This is a genomic window from Rhizobium sp. P28RR-XV (genome assembly GCF_012641385.1).
Lineage (GTDB): Bacteria > Pseudomonadota > Alphaproteobacteria > Rhizobiales > Rhizobiaceae > Rhizobium.
On the sequence record NZ_JABAIG010000022.1, the window covers coordinates 24,191 to 45,208 of the forward strand.

The 21,018-nt window shown below is 62.2% G+C and carries 15 protein-coding genes; 6 read left to right on the forward strand and 9 right to left on the reverse strand.

Annotated features, from left to right (window positions below):
• Positions 1-29 precede the first annotated feature (29 nt).
• From HGP12_RS31100 to HGP12_RS31115, 4 genes are all read left to right on the forward strand, one after another.
• A complete protein-coding gene (locus HGP12_RS31100; protein WP_168843816.1) occupies positions 30-1,046 on the forward strand; it encodes an iron ABC transporter substrate-binding protein in 1,017 nt (338 codons plus the stop codon).
• Between the two features lie 209 nt (positions 1,047-1,255).
• A complete protein-coding gene (locus HGP12_RS31105) occupies positions 1,256-2,809 on the forward strand; it encodes an ABC transporter permease (RefSeq protein ID WP_205926755.1) in 1,554 nt (517 codons plus the stop codon).
• Positions 2,806-3,867 carry an ABC transporter ATP-binding protein gene (locus HGP12_RS31110; RefSeq protein ID WP_168843814.1) on the forward strand — a complete coding sequence of 354 codons (1,062 nt, stop codon included), beginning with the start codon at positions 2,806-2,808 and terminating at the stop codon, positions 3,865-3,867. The genes HGP12_RS31105 and HGP12_RS31110 overlap by 4 nt, the downstream gene beginning before the upstream one ends.
• Before the next feature lie 81 nt (positions 3,868-3,948).
• On the forward strand, positions 3,949-5,124 hold the full coding sequence (locus HGP12_RS31115; RefSeq protein WP_168843813.1) for a M20 aminoacylase family protein: 1,176 nt from the start codon (positions 3,949-3,951) through the stop codon (positions 5,122-5,124).
• A 55-nt stretch (positions 5,125-5,179) separates the two neighbouring features.
• On the opposite strand, the gene HGP12_RS31120 is transcribed toward HGP12_RS31115, so the two are convergent.
• The 3 genes from HGP12_RS31120 to HGP12_RS31130 all read right to left on the reverse strand — a co-directional run bounded on the left by HGP12_RS31120 (position 5,180) and on the right by HGP12_RS31130 (position 9,408).
• Complete coding sequence (locus HGP12_RS31120; protein WP_168880093.1) at positions 5,180-6,967, reverse strand: adenine deaminase; 1,788 nt, start codon at positions 6,965-6,967, stop codon at positions 5,180-5,182.
• On the reverse strand, positions 6,964-7,887 hold the full coding sequence (locus HGP12_RS31125; protein WP_168843812.1) for a nucleoside hydrolase: 924 nt from the start codon (positions 7,885-7,887) through the stop codon (positions 6,964-6,966). Before HGP12_RS31125 ends, HGP12_RS31120 begins: the two co-directional genes overlap by 4 nt.
• A gap of 132 nt (positions 7,888-8,019) precedes the next feature.
• On the reverse strand, positions 8,020-9,408 hold the full coding sequence (locus HGP12_RS31130; protein WP_168843811.1) for a M20/M25/M40 family metallo-hydrolase: 1,389 nt from the start codon (positions 9,406-9,408) through the stop codon (positions 8,020-8,022).
• A gap of 198 nt (positions 9,409-9,606) precedes the next feature.
• Here HGP12_RS31130 and HGP12_RS31135 point away from each other — a divergent pair, with 198 nt between their 5' ends.
• The gene (locus HGP12_RS31135) at positions 9,607-11,943 is read left to right on the forward strand and encodes an EAL domain-containing protein (RefSeq protein WP_168843810.1); all 2,337 of its coding nucleotides are present in this window, start codon (positions 9,607-9,609) and stop codon (positions 11,941-11,943) included.
• Between the two features lie 2 nt (positions 11,944-11,945).
• Here HGP12_RS31135 and HGP12_RS31140 read toward each other — a convergent pair whose 3' ends face one another.
• Positions 11,946-12,362 carry a MarR family winged helix-turn-helix transcriptional regulator gene (locus tag HGP12_RS31140; RefSeq protein WP_168843809.1) on the reverse strand — a complete coding sequence of 139 codons (417 nt, stop codon included), beginning with the start codon at positions 12,360-12,362 and terminating at the stop codon, positions 11,946-11,948.
• Positions 12,363-12,802: 440 nt separating this feature from the next.
• Between HGP12_RS31140 and polA the strand changes: the two genes are divergently transcribed.
• Positions 12,803-15,805, forward strand: coding sequence for a DNA polymerase I (polA, locus tag HGP12_RS31145; RefSeq protein ID WP_168843808.1), 3,003 nt, complete (start codon positions 12,803-12,805; stop codon positions 15,803-15,805).
• Between the two features lie 211 nt (positions 15,806-16,016).
• Here the strand turns inward: polA and phnN are convergent, their stop codons facing one another.
• The 5 genes from phnN to phnE (HGP12_RS31170) all read right to left on the reverse strand — a co-directional run bounded on the left by phnN (position 16,017) and on the right by phnE (HGP12_RS31170) (position 20,984).
• Positions 16,017-16,622, reverse strand: a complete 606-nt coding sequence (phnN, locus tag HGP12_RS31150) for a phosphonate metabolism protein/1,5-bisphosphokinase (PRPP-forming) PhnN (protein WP_168843807.1) — start codon at positions 16,620-16,622, stop codon at positions 16,017-16,019.
• On the reverse strand, positions 16,619-17,758 hold the full coding sequence (locus tag HGP12_RS31155) for an alpha-D-ribose 1-methylphosphonate 5-triphosphate diphosphatase (protein WP_168843806.1): 1,140 nt from the start codon (positions 17,756-17,758) through the stop codon (positions 16,619-16,621). Before HGP12_RS31155 ends, phnN begins: the two co-directional genes overlap by 4 nt.
• A 15-nt stretch (positions 17,759-17,773) precedes the next feature.
• Complete coding sequence (locus tag HGP12_RS31160) at positions 17,774-18,460, reverse strand: DUF1045 domain-containing protein (protein ID WP_168843805.1); 687 nt, start codon at positions 18,458-18,460, stop codon at positions 17,774-17,776.
• 188 nt (positions 18,461-18,648) lie between these two features.
• Entirely contained in the window at positions 18,649-19,995 is a 1,347-nt protein-coding gene (gene phnE / locus HGP12_RS31165) for a phosphonate ABC transporter, permease protein PhnE (RefSeq protein WP_168843804.1), read from the reverse strand.
• An 8-nt stretch (positions 19,996-20,003) separates the two neighbouring features.
• Positions 20,004-20,984 (reverse strand): phosphonate ABC transporter, permease protein PhnE, encoded by a 981-nt coding sequence (gene phnE / locus HGP12_RS31170; RefSeq protein WP_168843803.1) that lies wholly within the window; start codon positions 20,982-20,984, stop codon positions 20,004-20,006.
• Between the last annotated feature and the right edge of the window lie 34 nt (positions 20,985-21,018).

Consider the following 21,018-nt stretch of genomic DNA (forward strand, 5'->3'; position numbering starts at 1 on the left):
GGGCGGCGCTTTTCAAGCGAGAGGACTTAATGACTTTTTCCTTTTCTCATCTCACCGGCGCGCTGGCGCTTGCCGCGGGCCTTGCCGCTGCTCCGATGATGGCGAGTGCCGCGGAGTCCGAAGGCATCGTTGTCTACAACGCCCAGCACGAAGCGCTGACGCAGGCATGGGCGGATGGCTTCACTAAGGAAACCGGCATCAAGGTCACGATCCGCAACGGTAGCGACATGCAGTTCGCCAACCAGATCGTTCAGGAAGGTGCTGCCTCTCCCGCCGACGTCTATCTGACGGAAAATTCCCCGGGCATGGCGCTGGTCGACGCCAACAAGCTTTTTGCTCCGGTCGACGCCGAAACGCTGGCGCAGGTGCCGGAAACCTTCAAGGCCGCCGATGGCAACTGGGTCGGCGTTGCCGCCCGTTCCACCGTCTTCGCCTATGACAAGACCAAGCTGAAGGAAGCCGATCTGCCGAAGTCGATGCTCGATCTGGCCGATCCCAAGTGGAAGGGCCGTTGGGGCGCTTCGCCTGCCGGCGCCGACTTCCAGGCGATCGTCAGTGCCTTCCTTGAGCTGAAGGGCGAGGACGCCACCCGCGCCTGGCTGAAGGCGATGAAGGAAAATGCCAGCCCCTACAAGGGCAACAGCGTTGCCATGAAGGCCGTCAATGCCGGCGAAATCGAAGGCGCGGTGATCTATCACTATTACTGGTTCGGCGATCAGGCCAAAACCGGCGAAAACAGCAAGAACGTTGCCCTGCATTACTTCAAGAACCAGGATCCGGGCGCTTTCGTCAGCATCTCCGGCGGCGGCGTGCTGGCATCCAGCCAGCATCAGAAGGAAGCGCAGGCATTCCTGAAGTGGATCACCGGCAAGGGCGGCCAGGTCGTGCTGCGCGACGGTGACTCCTATGAATATGCCGTCGGCAATGGCGCTGCTTCCAACCCGAAGCTGGTGCCGCTAGCGGACCTGCAGGCACCGAAGGTCGAGCCTTCGAAGCTGAACAGTAAGAAGGTCACCGACCTGATGACGGAAGCAGGGCTCATCTAAGGCGAGAGCCCTTGCCGCAACGCGTTTCGCGATTTCGGACGGGCTCCGCTCTTGCATCCCATCCGCATGCCCTGCTAGGGGCATACGGATGGCTTTAAGGCCAATCGATCGGGCAATCGCCGTCAGCGGCGGTTGCCTTCCTATTTCAGGGCGTGAAAGGCAGCTCGGATTTGCTGCAGAAGAACACATATGCCGGCGAGCCTGCCGCCATGCGAATGCCCCAGTTGACGGCTGCTCCCCGCGGCCGCGTTCGGCATGCCTCCGTCGTCGCCCTTGCTTCCATCGTTGCGCTTCTGAGCCTGGTACCGCTCGGCTTCATCGTCTGGATTACGATCGATACCGGCTGGGCCTCCGTCGTCGCCCTGATCTTCCGCAATCGCGTCGGCGAGCTGCTCGTCAACACCGTCATGCTCGAAATCTGCACCATTCCGCTGTGTATCCTGCTGGCCGTCACGCTTGCCTGGCTGACGGAGCGCACCGATATTCCCGGTGCCCGCCTCTGGTCCTGGCTCTCCGCAGCGCCGCTTGCCGTGCCCGCCTTCGTGCACAGCTATGCGTGGGTCAGCCTCGTGCCCGGCATGCGCGGGCTCTGGAGCGGTGTGCTGGTATCGGTGCTCGCCTACTATCCCTTTCTCTATCTGCCCGTCGCGGCCGCCCTGCGCCGGCTCGATCCGGCGATCGAGGATGCGGCGGCCTCGCTCGGCCTCGGCCCCTGGCGCGTCTTCTTCAGGGCAATCCTGCCGCAGCTTCGCCTCGCCATCTGTGGCGGCTCGCTGCTGATCGGCCTGCATCTCCTGGCCGAATACGGTCTCTACGTGATGATCCGCTTCGACACCTTCTCCACCGCCATCGTCGATCAGTTCCAGTCGGCCTATAACAGCCCGGCCGCCAACATGCTCGGCGGCGTCCTCGTCTTCTGCTGCCTGCTGCTGCTCGGCATCGAGGTGCTGGTGCGCGGCAACGAGCGTTATGCCCGCATCGGTTCGGGTGCCGCCCGCCCCACCGATCGGCGTCGCCTCGGCTGGTTTGTCGGCCCAGCCATCGCGCTGCCCGTCGTGACGGCCGCCTTGACGCTCGGCATTCCTTTCGTAACCCTGGCACGCTGGCTTTATCTTGGCGGCATGGATATCTGGCGGATCGATACGGTCGGCTCCGCTCTGCTGCAGACTATTGTTCTGGCCATCGCCGGCGGCCTCCTCGCCACCATTGCCGCGACCCCCATGGCCTGGCTGTCGGTGCGCGCGCCGGGGCGGCTGCAGCGCATTCTCGAAGCCTGCCATTATTATGTCGGTTCGCTGCCGGGCGTCGTCGTCGCGCTCGCCCTGGTATCCATCACCGTCCGGCTGGTCCTGCCGCTCTATCAGACCTTTGCGACCCTACTGCTCGCCTATGTCCTGCTGTTCTTGCCGCGCGCCATGGTCGGCCTGCGCGCCAGCATCGCCCAGGCGCCCGTCGAGCTCGAGCGCGCCGCCATGGCGCTCGGCCGCACGCCGGCGCAGGCCGTGCGGCAGATCACCATGCGGCTTGCCGCTCCCGGCTTTGCCGCCAGCGTCGCGCTTGTCGCGCTCGGCATCACCAATGAGCTGACGGCAACGCTCATGCTCTCTCCTAACGGCACGGAAACACTGGCAACCAAATTCTGGTCGCTGACCAGCGAGATCGATTATGTTTCGGCGGCACCCTACGCCTTCATGATGGTCGTGCTGTCGCTGCCGCTCACCCTTCTTCTTTACGTGCAATCCAAGCGAACGGCCGGACAATGACCTTTCTGGCGATCAAGAATATCAGCAAGCGCTACGGCCCCGTGCATGCGCTTGACCATATCGACCTCACGGTCGCCGCCGGCAGCCGCACGGCGATCGTCGGCCCGTCCGGTTCGGGCAAGACGACGCTGCTGCGCATCATCGCCGGTTTCGAGGTCCCCGATGCGGGACAGGTGATGCTGGAGGGCGAGACTCTCGCCGACGGAGAGGCGATCGTGCCCGCGCATCGCCGCGGCATCGGCATCGTCTCGCAGGATGGCGCCCTGTTTCCACATCTGAGCGTATCGGAAAATATCGGCTTCGGCATGGAGCGCGGCGCGCGGGACCGCGACCAGCGCATCAACGCCCTCATCGATATGGTCGAACTCGATCGCAGCATGCTCGATCGGCGCCCGCATCAGCTTTCGGGCGGCCAGCAGCAGCGTGTCGCGCTTGCGCGGGCCCTCGGCCGCAAGCCGAAGCTGATGCTGCTCGACGAGCCTTTTTCCGCTCTCGATACAGGTCTGCGCGAGAACATGCGAAAGGCGGTCGCCCGCGTGCTGCAGATTGCCGGCATCACCGCGGTTCTGGTGACGCATGATCAGGCGGAGGCACTCTCCTTCGCGGATCAGGTCGCCGTCCTGCGCGAGGGCAGGCTCATACAGGCGGGAACGCCGCAAGCCCTCTACCTCAACCCTAGGGATCGCGAGACCGCGCTCTTCCTCGGCGACGCCCTCGTGCTGCCGGCCGATGTCGGCAACGGATCGGCCAAATGTGTCCTCGGGCACATTCCGGTCGACGCCGAAAGCCGACAGGAGCGCACAGACATCATGCTGCGGCCCGAGCAATTGCGCCTGACCGCTCTCGAGGATGCCGGTGCGAGTGCGGCTTGCATCGGCAAGGTGACTGAAGTCGAATTCGGCGGTGCCGTCTGCGCGGTGACGGTCGTCTTGTCCGATGCCAACGGTTCGGAGACATTGAACATCAAAAGCTCCGGTGTCGGCTTGCCCGAGATCGGCAGCATGGTTTCGGTGACCGTCATCGGAAAGGCACATGTCTTCAACAAGCTCGGCGCCTGAGCGTCATTTGGGTTGAAGCAGGTGATGCTTTGGGGAAGATAGGGCACGCCGTCATCGTGCCCCATGCCGAAGGAATTCCCCATGCCCTTTCCCGATGAAATCGCCGAGGATCTGCCTTTCCTCACCTCGCTTCGCCATAATCTTCATGCCCACCCCGAGCTCGGCTTCGAGGAAGAGCGCACCAGCGGCATCGTCGCAACCTTGCTGGAGGAGGCTGGGCTGACGGTGCATCGCGGCCTCGGCAAGACCGGCGTCGTCGGCACGCTGCAGGGCGGCAACGGCACGCGCCGCATCGGACTTCGCGCCGACATGGATGCGCTTGCCATGCCGGAGAAGGCCAATCGGCCCTACAAATCCACCATTCCCGGCAAGATGCATGCCTGCGGCCATGACGGCCATACGGCCATGCTGATCGGCGCGGCCCGTCATCTCGCCGCCAAGCGAGGCTTTTCCGGCACGGTGCATTTCATCTTCCAGCCGGCCGAGGAAGGCCGAGGCGGCGCCAAGCGCATGGCGGACGATGGCCTTTTCGATCTGTTTCCCTGCGATGCCGTCTATGGGCTGCATAATATGCCCGGTCTCGACGTCGATGAGATGGCCGTCGTCGAGGGGCCGCAGCTCGCCTCGTCCGACAGCTGGCGCATCACTTTCCGCGGCACCGGCACCCACGGCGCCAAGCCGCATCTCGGCAAGGACCCGATTACGGCGGCGGCGACATTCCTGTCTTCGCTGCAGACCATCGTCGGGCGCGTGGTCGATCCGCTGCAGCCGGCCGTCGTAAGCGCCTGCTCGCTGCAGGCGGGCGACCCCAAGGCGCTGAACGTCATTCCCGACACCGTCGAGATCGGCGGTACGGCGCGCGCCTATACGCCCGAGGTTCGCGATCAGCTCGAGGAGGAAATCGGCCGCCTGGCGCACGGCACGGCGGCCATGTATGGGATCGGCGTCGACTTTCGGTTCGAGCGCCGCATTCCGCCCGTCGTCAATGATGCCGATGCCACGGCGCGTGCGCTGAAGGCTGCGGCAACGGTCTTCGGCGACAAAGTGCTGACGCGCTTCCCACCATCGACCGCCGGCGACGATTTCGCGTTTTTCGGCCAGAAGGCACCCGGCTGCTACGTCTGGCTCGGCAACGGCCCAGCGGTCGACGGCGCTTTGCACCATAACACCGGCTATGATTTCAACGACGATGCCATCGCCTCGGGCGTCGCCTTCTGGACGACGCTGGTGGAACAGGAGCTGGGGGAGGAGGGGTAAGCGGCCCTTCAATAGGCTGCGGCCACGAACGCACAGCTGATATCATGCGAAGAACCTAGACAACCTCCCCAAGCACCGGCGTTTCCAACACCAGTCCTGCCGCCACATCGGCAATGCCGCGATCCGTCTGGTGCGGTCCGGCATTGCAGGCAAGCGTTGCGCCGAAGCAGGCCTTGAAGACGAGGTAAGGCGGGTTCCAGTCGACGATAGCGTCGATTGCCTCGCGGACGGCGCGGAAGGCGTTGGCTGTTTCCGCAAGCGGCGCGTCGCTGACCAGCCCGGAGAGCGGCAGCGGCAGCAGCGCCTCGATCCTGCCGTTGCGTGCGACCGCAAGTCCGCCGCCGGCCGCGATGACGGCGTTGGCGGCAATCGCCATATCTCCCGCATTTCCGCCGAAAACCGTCAGATTGTGGCTGTCATGCGAAACCGTCGTGCAGAAGGCGCCGCGCCACTCGCCCCAGCCCGTGAGGAAGCCGACGCGCGGCCGGCCGTCTGCCTTGCCATGACGATGGACGACGGCGATCATCGCCGTTTCCGCTGGCGGCACGACGAAGCCGTGTCCTACATCGGCCTGCATTTCACCCCATTGCGTGAAGCGCGGCTGATCGATGGTCGCAAGCCGCACGCGGTTGCCGGTTGCCGCCACACGGAAATCATCTTCGCCGAACAATGTCAGCTTGACCGAATTGCGCAGCAGCGCGGCATCGGCTTGCTCGATCAGACCGATCATTCGGCCGGCCCCGGCAACCACGACGCCATTGACGATCACATGCCGCGCCTTGAACCCCTGCAGATCTTCGAAGAGCACGATGTCGGCGCGCCGTCCGGCCGCGATCAGGCCCAGATCGCTGCGTCCTAGCCGCATGGCGGCATTCAGCGTTGCCGCTCGCAAGGCCCATTCGGGCTTGAGGCCATAGCCGACGAGGCGGCGCACCACATCGTCAAGGCCGCCGCCCTCTTGCAGCTCGTCGGGAAAGACGTCATCGGTACAAAGCGTCACGGTCTGCGGCAGAAAGCCGAGATCGTTAATGACGTCGACGAATTGCGGCAGCAGATGATCGTGCGAACCGCGCAGCTCGATGGCGAGGCCCGCCAAAAGCTTGGCCAGCAGATCGGTGCCGGAGGTCAGTTCGTGGTCGGAGGAGATACCGGCAGCCATGAAGGCATTGAGATCGGCGCCCTCGAGACCGCGGGCATGGCCGCAGACGGTCTTGCCCGAAAGCAATCCGGCATTGACAATAGCGGTGGCGCGCGGATCGCCGTCGATGACACCGCGCATGGTCATGACCTCGGCCACACCGCCGATATCAGACCATGCCAGCATCTCAGCCATCGCAGCCGCACCGAAATCGGCGCCGGCCAGTTCCAGCCCCGGTGCGGAAGGCACGCAGGATGGCGCCAGCGGTATCACCCGCAGCGGCAGTTGCCGCGTCGCTTCGATCGCCCAGCGCACGCCATCGAGACCGTGGACGTTGCCGAATTCATGCGGATCCCAGACGATGGTCGTCACTCCACGCGGCAGAACGGCCTCGGCATAGGTCGCCGGCGTCACCATCGAGCTTTCGATATGCATATGCGTGTCGATCAGGCCGGGAGAAAGAAAGCAGCCCTCGGCATCGATCGTCTGCCTCGCATCGGTGCGGCTGCCGGGCGCATGTACGCTTGCGATCAGCGGGCCGACGATGCCGATATCAGCGGCGCGGATCTGCCCGGTCACCATGTCGACAAGGCGGCCGCCGGCAATTAGCAGATCGAATGGTTGATCGCCGCGTGCGGCGGCAACTGCGCGTAAACGCAGCTCGGGAACATTTAGGTCTGCCGGTTCGCCGCCTTCCCGGTTCATCGGCCGGCCTCCCGAAGCAGCGCGTCGAATATGATCCGGCGGGCGTTCTCCGCATCGATTTCGGTGGCGAAATGGGCGTTGAACTCAGCATGCGAGGCGCGTGTTTCGACGATGGTGCGCCCGCGCGTATGCTGCCCGTACAATTCCGCGTCGATCCGGGCATGCCGAAGCGTCGCTATCCCCGGCTCCACGAAAATGGCGGCCGCCGTAGGATCGTAGATTGCCATGGCCGGCCTGCCGCGGCTGATGGCGATGTTGACATAGCCCTCCAGCAGATCGCCGAGCAGCTGCGCCTTCGCGCCAGCGATCTCGCGGATGCGGGCGACATCCGCGGGTGAGGCCAGCACCTTGCGGCAGATATCGAGATCGATCATGCGCAATGGCAGGCCGTGTGCGAGTACGATCGCGAGCGCCTCCGGATCGGCATAGGCGTTGAATTCCGCCGATGCCGTGTGATTGCCCGAGGTGACGCCGCCGCCCATCCACGTCAGTTCGTCGATGCGGGCGGCGAAATCCGGTCGTGCCAGTGCTATGGCGGCGATGTTGGTCAGCGGCCCGAGCGCCAGAATGCGCTTCGGCCCGTTGCCGTCGGAAAGCCAGTCGCAGAGTGCGCTAAAGGCATCGCTTGCCGGCAACGGATCGGCCGGCGGCAGGCTTCGGCCTGTCGTGGGAATGCCGGTCTGGCCGAGAATGCTCTGCGCCGTTTCCAGCTTGCATAGGACGGGCAGCTTACGGCCGGTATGGATCGGGAACGTCCAGCCGAAGGCGGCGGCCGCGCTCGCCGCATTGGCCTGGACATGGGACAGGGGCGCGTTGCCGCTGACAAGCGAAACGCCGTCGATGACGAGATCCGAATGCGCGACCACCAGGATGGCGGCGATATCATCGAACCCCATATCGGTATCGATCCAGATTCCCATGTCCTATCTCATCGATTTCGGCCAAATGACACCGGGGCAGGATGACCGCTCTGTCCGGATGACGGCATGCCGTGCCGTCAAGGTGGGAACAATACGGGACGCACGGAGAAACCGGCGCGTCCCGCAAATCGCTTATCCGGCGAGCGCGTCGAGGACGCGGATCCAGGAGCGGATGCCCTTGTGATAGGACCGCAGCTCGTATTTCTCGTTCGGCGAATGAATGCGGTCGTCGGAAAGTCCGAAGCCGATCAGCAGCGATTCCATGCCGAGCATCTTCTGGAAATCGCCAACGATCGGGATCGAGCCGCCCATGCCGATGACGATGGCGGGCTTCGGCCATTCGCTGGACAGCGCCGTCTTCGCCTTGGTCAGGGCCGGCGAATCATAGGCGAGCTGGATGGCCGGCGAGCCACCGTGTTCATGGAATTCCACCGAGCAGTCCGCCGGGATCTTCGAGCGCACATAGGCGCGGAAGCTCTCACGGATCGCCGCCGGGTTCTGCTGGCCGACGAGACGGAAGGAAACCTTCGCCGATGCCTTGGCCGCGATCACGGTCTTGAAGCCGGCGCCGGTATAGCCGCCGGTAATTCCGTTCACTTCGGCCGTCGGCCGCGCCCAGGTGAGCTCCATCACGGAACGGCCCTTTTCGCCCGACGGGATCGACAGGCCCACTTCGCCTAGGAATTTTTCGGCTGTCAGCCCGAGCTTTTCCCAGGAGGCCTTGATATTGGCGGGCGTTTCTTCGACGCCGTCATAGAAGCCGGAAAGCGTCACGCCGCCGGTCTCGTCATGCAGGCCGGCGAGAATATCGGTCAGGATATGGATCGGATTGGCGGCAGCACCGCCGAAGACACCCGAATGCAGGTCGCGGTCGGCCGCGGTGATGATGATCTCCTCGCCCACCAGTCCGCGCAGGCCGGCGGAGATCGCCGGCGTTTCGCCGTCCCACATGCCGGTATCGCAGACGAGGGCGAAATCCGCCTTCAGCTCGGCGGCGTTGGCTTCGAGGAAAGGCTTGAGCGAGGGCGAACCGGATTCCTCCTCGCCTTCGAACAGGATGGTGATGCGCACAGGAAGCGTACCCCTGGTTTCCTTATAGGCGCGCACCGCCTCGACGAAGGTCATCAGCTGACCCTTGTCGTCGGACGTGCCGCGCCCAGTCAGGATCTTGCGGCCATTGCCCATGTCCTTGATCTCAGGCGCAAAGGGATCGCTGTCCCAGAGCTCGATCGGATCGACCGGCTGCACGTCGTAGTGACCGTAGAAGAGCACATGCGGTGCATCGGCGCCGCCGGCATCGTGATGGGCGACCACCATCGGATGTCCGGGCGTGTCGCGCACGGAGGCCGTAAAGCCTAGCGAGTTCAGATAGGCGACCAGCCATTCCGCCGCCTTGCGGCACTCTACCTTGTAGTCCGGATCCGTCGAAATGGACTTGATGCGCAGCAGCTCGAAGAGATTGTCCAGGCTGGAGGGGAGGTTCTGATCGGCTCGATCGAGAACGGGCGATAGATCGGTCATATCCGACTCCTTACATGAGATTTGGAGGGACGATAGACCAAAGCCCGATCGGTTTCGAGGCGTTAAAACTGAAAATTTACCGTAGCTTGCCGCTTTGGGTCGGGTTCGCTTTTATGTGATTAGTTGCGTATGTAATTTACAAGTTTTTTAGAGTATTGGAAATAACGTCAATCCAGAAGAGTATTCTGGAGGCGTGTAATGTTTTCAGTGATTGCATGCATTCGTGACGATCATGACTTCAGGCTTATTCTCGTTGCGGCGATCATTTGCCTCATCGGCAGCCTTGCCACCATGCTTCTGTTCTCTCGCGCGCAGGAATGCCAGTCGCATCATCGTCGCTATTGGATTGTTGCTGCAGCCTTTGCCAGCGGCGTCGGCATATGGGCAACGCATTTCATCGCCGTGCTCGCCTATCAGAGCAGCCTTCCCATCTACTACGATCTTTCGCTGACCGTGCTTTCAGTGGTTCTTGCCATCATTGGTTCCTGGCTTGCCATCGCCATTGCCTTCGAGTGGGATAACGGCGTTTCCTTTGCCGTCGGTGGTTTCTTGATGGCATTTGGAATTGGCGCCATGCACTTCAGCGGCATGCAGGCCATAGAGGCCTCGGCACAGCTTTCCTATGACTTGCAGCGCGTCGTCATCTCCATTGTAGTCGGCGCCGTTTTCTCGTCGCTGGCCTTCCTTGCATTTCGCAGCCTTCATGGCGTCAGGCGCATCATTGCCGGCGCTTTGCTCCTGCTGCTCGCAATTTGCTCGCTGCATTTCACTGCGATGAGCGGTGTGACGCTGACCCCCGAAGCGAATATGGCCGCCACCGCCGTCTCTATCGATCGAAGTATCCTTGCCGGCATCGTCATGGCTGCCGCGATGGGCCTCATTCTCATCGCTCTCGGCGCGATCTTCATCGATCGTCATCTGACCGATCTCCGTGGTTTCGCCAACGCTTCGCTCGAGGGATTGCTCATTGTCCGCGACGGCAGAATTATCGATGCGAACGAGCGCTTCTTTACCATTTCCGGATGGTCAGCCCAGCAAGTGACCGGCCTGGCGCCCGAAGCCTTCCTAACGCTCGACATGGAGGCTCATGCCGAAGCCGCCATTCCGCTCGAGACCACGCTTTCGGGCTGCGGTGGCAAATCGATTCCCGTCGAAACAGTGCGGCGTTCCATCACCTATCGTGGCCATGAATGCAGCGTGCTGGTCGTGCGCGACCTGACGGAACGGCGTCAGGCGCAGCAGATGATCGAGCACCTGGCCCATCACGATATCCTGACGGACCTGCCCAATCGCTCGCTGTTCGACCTGCGCATGCGCCAGGCGCTGCAGATGGCCAATCGCAAAGGCGGCGAAGTCGCCATCTTCTGCCTGGACCTGGATCGCTTCAAGGCGATCAACGATGTCTTCGGCCATGCCGAAGGAGATCGTATCCTTTGCAAGGTCGCCGGCATCCTGCAACGCATCATCGAAGAGGGCGATACGGTGGCGAGGCTTGGCGGCGACGAATTCGCCATCATCCAGCCGAAGCGGCAGCAGCCCGTGGGCGCCACTCGTCTTGCCGAGCGCATTCTTGCCGAATTCGCCATGGAGATGGATACGGCGCGCGACCCGACGGCCGTCGGCGTCAGTCTCGGCATCGCCATCTATCCGCGCGACGGCGCCAGCGCCGAGCAGCTGTATGCCAACGCGGATACGGCGCTTTATCGTGCCAAGCGCGCCGGCCGGGGCCACGCCTGTTTCTTCGATGCCGAAATGGACAAGGCCGTGCGCACGCGCCGCCAGCTGGAGAACGATCTGCGCCAGGCCATTCTTCGCAGGCAGCTCTTTCTGGAATACCAGCCGATCTACGATGTCGGCAGCGACAGCGTCAGCGGCTACGAGGCGCTGTTGCGCTGGGCGCACCCGGACCGTGGCGTGATCGATCCGGAGACCTTCATTCCCATCGCCGAGGAGAGCGGTTCGATCGTGTCGATCGGTGAATGGGTGCTGCAGCAGGCATGCCAGGAGGCGACGCGCTGGAGCGAGCCCGCGACTATCGCCGTCAACCTCTCGCCGCTGCAATTCATGATCCCCACCCTCTATGACCAGATCGAACGGATTCTGCGCAAAACCGGGCTTGAGCCGCGGCGGCTCGAGCTGGAGATCACCGAGGCGGCCCTGATGCGCGACCGCACGTCCGTCATCGCGACATTGCAGCGGCTGCACCGTCTCGGCATCCGCGTCGTCATGGATGATTTCGGCACCGGCTTTTCCTCGCTCAGCAACCTGCGCGCCTTCCCCTTCGATAAGATCAAGGTCGATCGCAGCTTCACCGGTGCCCTCGAACACGATCCCGCGGCACGTTCGATCGTCCGTGCGATCATCGGCCTTGGACATAGCCTGAACATGCCCGTCGTGACGGAAGGCGTGGAAACGGAAACCCAGCGCCGAATCGTCATCGAGGAAGGTTGCGCGCAGCTTCAAGGGATATTCTTCGGCAAGCCGGATGTCGCGCCCAGCCAGCCCCATCCCATCCTGGATAAGGCGGTCGGGTAGTCCTAAAGCTGCCTGGCGTTGTCCAGGACGCGCCGGATATATTCCAGCAGAAGCTCGCGCTCGAAATGGCGAAAATCTTTCAGGAGCTCCGTATCCGCTTCCATCGCGGCCTCGATCGCCTCTCCCTCCATCGCGGCCGCCCGGCTTGTCAGGAAAATCAGTTGTGCTCGCTTGTCCGAGGGATGCGGGCGGCGCTCCACCAGCCCATCGCGCTCCATGCGCGATAGGGTATTGGCCATCGTCGCCTGCTCGATATCGACCCGTTCCAGCAATTGTTTCTGCGTGAGCCCGTTTTCGGACCACAATTCCAGCAGGATCGGAAACTGACCGGGGGAAAAGCCGAGTTTCGCCGCGCGTTGGTGTAACGAGCGAGCAAATCCCTTTGCCATCTGACTGGCAAGGTAGGCGGCGGAGTCCATCCGATTAAATCCCATGATTGCAAATATGCCGACAATTCAGAACCAAGACAATCGGCAATTTCTTGGGTAGAGGTGCTCGAAAATCAGCAACTTCAGGCATTTTTTCACGTCCTGAGGTTGTATTTTTTTTGCATGAAAAAGCCGCCATGGCCTGGAGGTTCGCCATGGCGGCTCGTAAAAAGGGGGGACAAAGGCCCGGAGAGGGGATAGGCCTTTGTCCAAGTCTGACATGGCGGGGGACAGGCCGGTTGTCAGACCCTCGGCAAATCAATCGCCGGTGAACATGATTTGAGGTTGCGAATGTGGTTTTTCAAGGGAATACGCAGATTAGATTGATTAAAATTTAGTAACGTTTCAGTGAGAGATTTCGCTCTTTCCACAGACTGCAAAAGCAGAAGTTTATATGGACGTTGGAAGTGCGCCACGCTATCCATGCTTCCATGAAAAAAGGTGATCATCTTTTCCTCGTCGACGGCTCCGGTTTCATTTTCCGGGCCTTTCATGCCCTGCCGCCGCTGACGCGAAAGTCCGACGGATTGCCCGTCGGCGCCGTCTCCGGTTTCTGCAATATGTTGTGGAAGCTGCTGACCTCGGCGCGCGATACCTCCGTGGGTGTAACGCCGACGCATTTCGCCGTGATCTTCGACTACTCGTCGAAGACCTTCCGCAAGGATATCTTCCCCGAATACAAGGCCAATCGCTCGGCGCCGCCGGAGGAGCTGATCCCGCAATTCGGCCTTATCCGCGAGGCGACCCGCGCCTTCAACCTGCCCTGCATCGAGACCGACGGCTTCGAGGCGGACGATATCATTGCCACCTATGCCCGTCAGGCCGAGGCGACCGGCGCCGACGTGACGATCATCTCGTCCGACAAGGACCTGATGCAGCTCGTCACGCCCATGGTCCACATGTATGACAGCATGAAGGACAAGCAGATCGGCATTCCCGATGTCGTCGAGAAATGGGGCGTGCCGCCGGACAAGATGATCGACCTGCAGGCGATGACCGGCGACTCCGTCGATAATGTCCCCGGCATTCCCGGCATCGGCCCGAAGACGGCAGCGCAGCTTCTGGAGGAGTTTGGCGATCTTGACACGCTGCTCGCCCGCGCCGGCGAGATCAAGCAGCAGAAGCGCCGTGAAAACATCATCGCCAATGCCGAGCTTGCCCGCATTTCCCGCCAGCTGGTGACGCTTAGAACCGATGTGCCGCTGGAATTGTCGCTTGATACCCTGATGCTGGAACCCCAGGACGGCCCGAAGCTGATCGGCTTCCTGAAGACCATGGAATTCACCACGCTGACGCGGCGCGTGGCGGAGGCCTGCGACTGCGATGCAGCAGTGATCGAGCCGTCCGTCGTCAAGATCGAATGGGGCGAAGCCGCCCATGGCCCCGATCTCGATGTCGGCGAGAATGTCGACCTTGTCGCCGGCAGCACGGTCGAGGCCGAAGGCGCCACCGTCCCGGCGCCATCCGCCAAGGCGCGGCTGGCATCCGAAAGCACGGCTGAACCCGAAGACCTTGCCAAGGCCCGCGCGGCGAGTTTCGCGAACGCGCCGTTCGATCATTCGAAATATGTGACTATTCGCGATATCGCCGTCCTCGATCAATGGATCGCCGATGCGCGCGAGACCGGCATCGTCGCCTTCGATACCGAGACGACGTCGCTCGATGTCATGCAGGCGGAAATCGTCGGCTTTTCGCTGGCGATCGCGGACAACCGCAACGATCCCACCGGCGCTACCATTCGCGCGGCCTATGTCCCCCTCAGCCACAAGACCGGGGTCGGCGATCTGCTCGGCGGCGGACTGGCGGACAACCAGATTCCGCTTCGCGATGCGCTGGCTCGCCTGAAGGATCTGCTCGAGGATGCCTCCATCCTGAAGATTGCGCAGAACCTCAAATACGACTATCTGCTGATGAAGCGCTATGGCATCGAGACGCGCTCGTTCGATGACACGATGCTCCTGTCCTATGTGCTCGATGGCGGCTCCAACGCCACGCACGGCATGGACAGTCTCTCCGAGCGCTGGCTCGGCCACAAGCCGATCGCCTACAAGGATGTGGCCGGCAGCGGCAAATCCAACGTCACCTTCGATCTCGTCGATATCGACCGCGCCACCGCCTATGCCGCCGAAGATGCGGATGTCACGCTGCGTCTCTGGCTGGTGCTGAAACCACGACTTGCGGCAGAAAAACTCTCAGTCGTCTACGAGCGGTTGGAACGGCCTCTGGTGCCGGTGCTTGCCCATATGGAGGAGCGCGGCATCACGATCGACCGGCAGATCCTCTCTCGCCTTTCCGGTGAGCTGGCGCAGGGCGCCGCTCGGCTGGAAGACGAGATTTATACGCTGGCCGGCGAACGCTTCAACATCGGCTCACCGAAACAGCTCGGCGATATCCTCTTCGGCAAGATGGGATTATCAGGCGGTAGCAAGACCAAGACCGGGCAATGGTCGACCTCGGCGCAGGTGCTGGAGGATCTGGCGGCCGCCGGCTTCGAACTGCCGCGCAAGATCGTCGACTGGCGACAGCTCACCAAGCTGAAATCCACCTATACGGATGCCCTGCCGAGCTACGTCCATCCTGAGACAAAGCGCGTTCACACCTCCTATTCGCTGGCCTCGACCACAACGGGACGCCTGTCGTCCTCCGAGCCGAACCTGCAGAATATCCCGGTGCGCACAGCGGAAGGCCGCAAGATCCGCACCGCCTTCATTTCGACGCCGGGCCACAAGCTCGTCTCAGCTGATTACAGCCAGATCGAACTGCGCGTGCTGGCGCATGTCGCCGATATCCCGCAGCTCAAGCAGGCCTTCGAAGATAGCATCGATATTCACGCGATGACCGCATCCGAAATGTTCGGCGTGCCGGTAGATGGCATGCCTAGCGAGGTGCGCCGCCGCGCCAAGGCGATCAACTTCGGTATCATCTACGGCATCTCCGCCTTCGGCCTCGCCAACCAGCTCTCCATCGAGCGATCGGAAGCAGGCGATTACATCAAGAAGTATTTCGAGCGCTTCCCCGGCATCCGCGATTACATGGAAGGCGCCAAGCAGGCAGCGCGCGATAAGGGCTATGTCGAGACCATCTTCGGTCGCCGCATCCATTTTCCGGAAATCCGTTCCTCCAATCCCTCCGTCCGTGCCTTCAACGAGCGCGCCTCGATCAATGCGCCAATCCAGGGATCGGCCGCCGATGTCATCCGCCGCGCCATGATCAAGATGGAACCGGCGCTGGCCGCCGCTGGACTTGGCGATCGCGTGCGCATGCTCTTGCAGGTGCATGACGAACTGATTTTCGAAGTCGAGGATGCCGATGTCGAGCGGACAACGCCAATCATCGTCTCGGTCATGGAAAATGCCGCCATGCCGGCGGTCGACATGGCGGTGCCGCTGAAAGTCGACGCGCGCGCTGCCCACAATTGGGATGAGGCGCACTGAGGTAGTCCGGGTAGAGTGAGGAGGCCAGCCCTCATAGTGGGGCACCCCCTCATCCGACCTTTCGGGCCACCTTCTCCCCGAGGGGAGAAGGAAAAACGGGGGCGTGCGGCAAATCCCCACCTTCTCTCCATTGGAGAAAAGGACGCGCGAAGCGCAGGTTGAGGGGCGTTGCACCGTGAGTTTGTCTCTGCAGGTGCGGCACAAACCGTCTTTATCTTGCGATCAGCGCTTCGAGCACCGAAATGATGACGCCTTCGGCCTCTTCGAGCGTGCCGCTATTGTCGATATCGGCGACATCATAGCTGCCCTGGACGGTCAGCGCGCTTCTCTCCAGACGCTTCAACACATCTTCGCGGCTCTCGCGCCCGCGCGCCATCAGCCGCTCGGCCAGCACTTCGCGCGTCGCCGTGATGTTGATGACCTTCAGCCGCGGAAATGCGGCCTGGAAATGATGCAGCGCCGAGCGCGAGCCATTGGCGATGACGAGATTGCCGCGGGCAAGTTCGTCGGCGACTTCGGCCGGAATGCCGTATTTCAGGCCATGCGCTTCCCAAGAGACGGCGAAGACGCCGGCCTGTTCCATGGCATCGAAATCTGCTTCCGAAACGCTTCTATGATCCTCGTTGCCGGCATCGCCGTCGCGCGTGATGACGCGGCGAACGAAGTGGACATCCGGCCGGCCGGCGAAATGCCGGGCAGCCAGATTCATCAGCGTATCCTTGCCGGCGCCGCTCGGGCCGACGACGACAGCCAGCGTGCCCGCAGCGGTATCCGACAAGCCATTATTAGCTGGCTTGATGTTGGCTTCCGGGCTCATGCGACCCGGCGTCCTTCTCGCCATACCGATCGCGTGACCGGAACGCCGTGATCGCGGCGGACGCGCACGAGATCGGCGCGCAAGCCCTCAGCGATGCGGCCGCGGTCGTTGAGGCTGACCGTCCTTGCCGGCGTTGCGGTCACCATGGCGATCGCCTGCGGCAACGAAATGCCCTCGACTTCGTCCGCGAGGATGAAGGGCGCATGCAGCAGGCTGAGCGGCACGTAGTCGGAGGAAAGCACGTCCAGCACGCCGAGCTCGGCGAGATCACGGGCGGCGATATTGCCCGAATGCGATTTGCCGCGCACGATGTTGGGGGCACCCATCAGCACGCTCATGCCGGCGCCGTGGGAAGCCTTGGCTGCATCGATGCTGGTCGGAAACTCCGCCAGGCGAACCCCGTAGTTGATGGCTTCGTCGACATGGGCGAGCGTCGCATCGTCATGGCTGGCGACCGTTATGCCGCGTTCGGCGCAGACCTTGGAAATCGCGTCGCGGCTCGGCTTCGCGTATTTGGCTGATTCTTCCTGGCGTTTGGCGACAAACTTGGCAAAGGCTTCGTCGCTGAGCCCGCGCTTCTTCTGATAGTAGAAAATGTACTGGTCCATGGTCTGGAACTGGCGCTGTCCCGGCGCGTGGTCCATCAACGAGACCAGGCGCACATAAGGATCCTTCTCGAAATCCTGGAAGTGATCGAGGACGTTGTCGGAAGAGACTTCGCAGCGCAGGTGGATCAGGTGATCGGCGCGCAGGCGATCTTCGCCTTGGGCCGCCTGGATGGCGTCGGCCATATCGCGCATTTCGCCCTTTTCGAATCCGTCGTCTGCGTCCGAGCCCATGCGCAGGCAGTCGAATACGGTCGTAATGCCCGAGGTAACGATCTGGGCGTCATGGGCTTGGATGGCCGCCGTCTTGTTCCAACGCACGCCTGGGCGCGGGGAGTAATGGGCTTCCAGATGGTCCGTGTGCAGTTCGACCAGACCGGGGATCAGATAATCGCCCTCGAAATCCTCGCCGATGGTGGATTTGCCTTCGGAAATGCCGGCAATGCGACCGTCACGGATGAGCACGGAACCTTCGACGATCCTGTCTTCGAGGACGACGCGGGCGTTGGAAAGGACGGTTTCTTTGGTCATGTCAGGTCTTTCATATTAGGCGCTGGCAAGCGGCAGCCAGGAACGGACGATAAAGGGAGCACCGCGCTCTTCTTCCACGAAGACGGCGAGGCCGGAAACATCGAGCGGCTTGCCGGTGTGGTCGGCGAAGCGTTCGCGCAGGACGTCGTGCATCTCGGCTTGGCGCTCGGCGGGGACGCGCCCCGTCAAGGTCATATGGAAGCGGAACTCGTCGTTGACGTAAGGATAGCCCCAACGCAGCAGATTGGCACGCTGCGGCTCGGTCAGGCCCTCGGGCTTGCGCCGCGCAATATCATGATCCGAAAGCGGTGCGCGGAAAGGCTCGAAAGTCCTAACCACGCGCGAGGCGAAATCCTGCAGCGGCTGGTAGAGCGAGCCCGGAACGAGCGCGAAGAAATGCCCTAGCTGGCCAAGCACCAGTTCGGGAATGGTGAAAGCCTTGGCCTGCGAGGCGAATTCGGCGGCGACATCAAGAAGATCGCGCTCGGTGACCGAACCGGCAAGCTCGAAGGGCGCCTTCAATGTGGCATGGAAGCCATAGCGGCGCGGATCGGCCGTCAGTTCCGCATGATCCGCCGGCACGGAGCCGATGGCCTTGTCGGAAAAAATCTCGTCGGAAAATGCGTCGCGCCCCAGCCAGAGGGCGGCAAGCGAGGTCAACGGATCGTCTTTGGGCGGCGTGAAATAGAGAGCATAGCGCAAGGCTGCATTCCTTGGAAAAATCGGCTGCGCGAGACACTGTTGGGTGATTTGCGATAAACCGCAAGAGCAGCAAGGCAGCAACGAAACGAATCCGGCTAAAGCCGGCTCGAACGCTACGGTCTTGCCGGCCTGCGCTACCGGATTCCCGTGACAAAATGATGATGCGCAGAGATTTTTCTTGGTTCTTTTTATTTCACCTGCGCGCCCATCAGCCGCGAGCGCAAGGCGCTGGATGCGGCGTCGAACAGGAAGACGACGATGAGGATCAAGAGCACCATGTAGGCGACGTTTTCCCAGTTGGCGTTCGTGCGCATCGCTTCCCAGAGCTTTAGGCCGATACCGCCCGCTCCGACGGCGCCGATGATGGTCGCGCCGCGCACGTTCGATTCCCATTGGTAGAGCGTCTGGCTGACGATGACGGGCACGATCTGTGGCATGATGCCGTAGCGATGCGCGAGGATCGTCGAGGAACCGGTGGATTTCACGCCTTCGCGCGGCTTGTTGTCGATGTTCTCGAGGCCTTCGGAATAGAGCTTGCCGAGCGTGCCTGTTTCGGTGAGGAAGATCGCGCCGCTGCCGGCAAGCGGCCCCGGGCCGAAGGCGCGCGTCAGGAACAGTGCCCAGATCAGCATATCGACCGAGCGCAGGAAGTCGAAGAAGCGCTTCAGCACCTGATTGAGCAATCGGTTGGGCGTGATGTTGCGGGCGGCCAGGAAGGCGAGCGGGAAGGCGGCGAGCGAACCTAGCAGCGTGCCGAGGAAGGCCATGACGATGGTCTGGAACAGCTTGCTCCAAACGTCGCCATGCTGCCAGGCGCCATTGTTCCAGATATTGTCGAAGGCCAGCGAGAGGTTGGACTGAGCCGGGTCCAGCCGCGGTCCGGAGACGATCAGGCCGATCACTTCGCTTGCCGGCCTGTCGAAGAAGGGCGAATGCGTGTCGAAGACGAAATTCGCCCAACCGATGAAACGCTTGCGGATCTTCACGCGGTCGGTGGAAATGCTGACATCGCCGGCAAAGCCCATATTGGCGAGGATGTTGTCGTCATAGACGGTCATCCAGCCCGGTACCGGCTGCGAGCCGACGATCTTCGGCGCGTCGCCGGTGATGTCGATCGGGATGGTGACGCCATGCGCCGTCAGGATGGCCTGGGTCTTGGTGATGGTCACCATGCGGCTGGTGCCGCTGACCGAAACGGTCATGCTGCCGTCGGGCGCGGTCTTCACCCAATCCGGGTTCGGGTTGTCGCCCAGCGGCGAAAAGCGCGGATATTTGATGCTGATCTTATCGCCGGAGATGCGGAATTCCGGCTGCACGTCATAGCTGAACCATTCGCTGAGATAGATGCCGACGCGCTCCCAATGCGCCTCGGCGATGACCTTGGGCAGATCGAAGAACCATACGGCATAGATGCCGTAGAGGATGACGCCGATGAACATCATCAGCGCGCCGAAGCGCTGGCGGAACGACCGGTGAAGCACCTCCGGATACCGCGCTTCGATTTCCTGCATACGGCCGGCGTCGATGATGGACATGGTCAACCTCAATGCTGCAAAAGGAAGGCATGCTCGCCGACCAGACGGCGGCGGAGCCATGCGGAAAACTGATCGACGGCGATGATCGTCAGGAAGAGAAGCAGCACCAGGGCCAACGTCTTGGCGCCAAAACCGCGCGAAATCGCAAGTTTGAGCTCCTCGCCGATGCCGCCGCCGCCGACGGCGCCGATGATGGTGGAGGCGCGAACGTTGATCTCCAGACGCAGTAGCGCATAGGACATGAAGTTCGGCAGCACCTGCGGCAGGGCGGCAAAGCGAACGCGCTCGCTCCAGCTCGCCCCAACCGCGCGCACGCCCTCGTCGGGCTTCATGTCGATATTCTCGACGACTTCGTAGAACAGCTTGCCGAGCGCGCCGATCGTATGCAGGCCAACGGCGATGATGGCGGCGATCGGGCCGATCGACAGGATCGCGGAGAACAGGCCGGCGATGACGATTTCCGGAAAGGCGCGCAGAAGCTCCATGACGCGCTTCGTGACCAGACGGACCGGATTGGACGGCGACATGTTGCGGGCGGCGAAGAAGCTCAAAGGCACCGCGAAGACGAAACCGATGATGGTCGATACCAGCGCCACGTTGATCGTGATGATCATCAGTTCGAAATATTCCGGGATGTACAAATCGCCCCAGACATAGACGCGCCCGAGTGGGAAATTGAACTCCTCGCCACCGGCGCCGTTCGCGCCATTCGGGCTTGGCAGGTCGAAGAGCGCGCGGTAGACGTCGGCCCAGTCCTTTGGAATGAGCCAGCTCAGGAAATCGAAGAGATGCGGCAGGCGGTCAAAGAAATGCCCGGCGTTGTTTTCGTCGGCGAAGCGCACCGAGCTGACGAAGGCGACGAACAGGATCACGAGACCGATGCCGGTGTAGAGACGGCGGCGAGCAACCATTTTGCTCCAGGCGTCGCCGATCTCCTTGGCGCTCTGCGTCGCGCTTTGCATGTTCGGGTGCGTATCGGCGATCGTCATGAAATCCTGCCCTTATGAATGGCAAAGGGGGTGA

Coding starts and splice junctions, on each gene's coding strand:
- HGP12_RS31100 (WP_168843816.1), top strand. CDS start 30: ATGACTTTTTCCTTTTCTCATCTCACCGGCGCGCTGGCGCTTGCCGCG.
- HGP12_RS31105 (WP_205926755.1), top strand. CDS start 1,256: ATGCGAATGCCCCAGTTGACGGCTGCTCCCCGCGGCCGCGTTCGGCAT.
- HGP12_RS31110 (WP_168843814.1), top strand. CDS start 2,806: ATGACCTTTCTGGCGATCAAGAATATCAGCAAGCGCTACGGCCCCGTG.
- HGP12_RS31115 (WP_168843813.1), top strand. CDS start 3,949: ATGCCCTTTCCCGATGAAATCGCCGAGGATCTGCCTTTCCTCACCTCG.
- HGP12_RS31120 (WP_168880093.1), bottom strand. CDS start 6,967: ATGAACCGGGAAGGCGGCGAACCGGCAGACCTAAATGTTCCCGAGCTG.
- HGP12_RS31125 (WP_168843812.1), bottom strand. CDS start 7,887: ATGGGAATCTGGATCGATACCGATATGGGGTTCGATGATATCGCCGCC.
- HGP12_RS31130 (WP_168843811.1), bottom strand. CDS start 9,408: ATGACCGATCTATCGCCCGTTCTCGATCGAGCCGATCAGAACCTCCCC.
- HGP12_RS31135 (WP_168843810.1), top strand. CDS start 9,607: ATGTTTTCAGTGATTGCATGCATTCGTGACGATCATGACTTCAGGCTT.
- HGP12_RS31140 (WP_168843809.1), bottom strand. CDS start 12,362: ATGGACTCCGCCGCCTACCTTGCCAGTCAGATGGCAAAGGGATTTGCT.
- polA (WP_168843808.1), top strand. CDS start 12,803: ATGAAAAAAGGTGATCATCTTTTCCTCGTCGACGGCTCCGGTTTCATT.
- phnN (WP_168843807.1), bottom strand. CDS start 16,622: ATGAGCCCGGAAGCCAACATCAAGCCAGCTAATAATGGCTTGTCGGAT.
- HGP12_RS31155 (WP_168843806.1), bottom strand. CDS start 17,758: ATGACCAAAGAAACCGTCCTTTCCAACGCCCGCGTCGTCCTCGAAGAC.
- phnE (WP_168843804.1), bottom strand. CDS start 19,995: ATGTCCATCATCGACGCCGGCCGTATGCAGGAAATCGAAGCGCGGTAT.
- phnE (WP_168843803.1), bottom strand. CDS start 20,984: ATGACGATCGCCGATACGCACCCGAACATGCAAAGCGCGACGCAGAGC.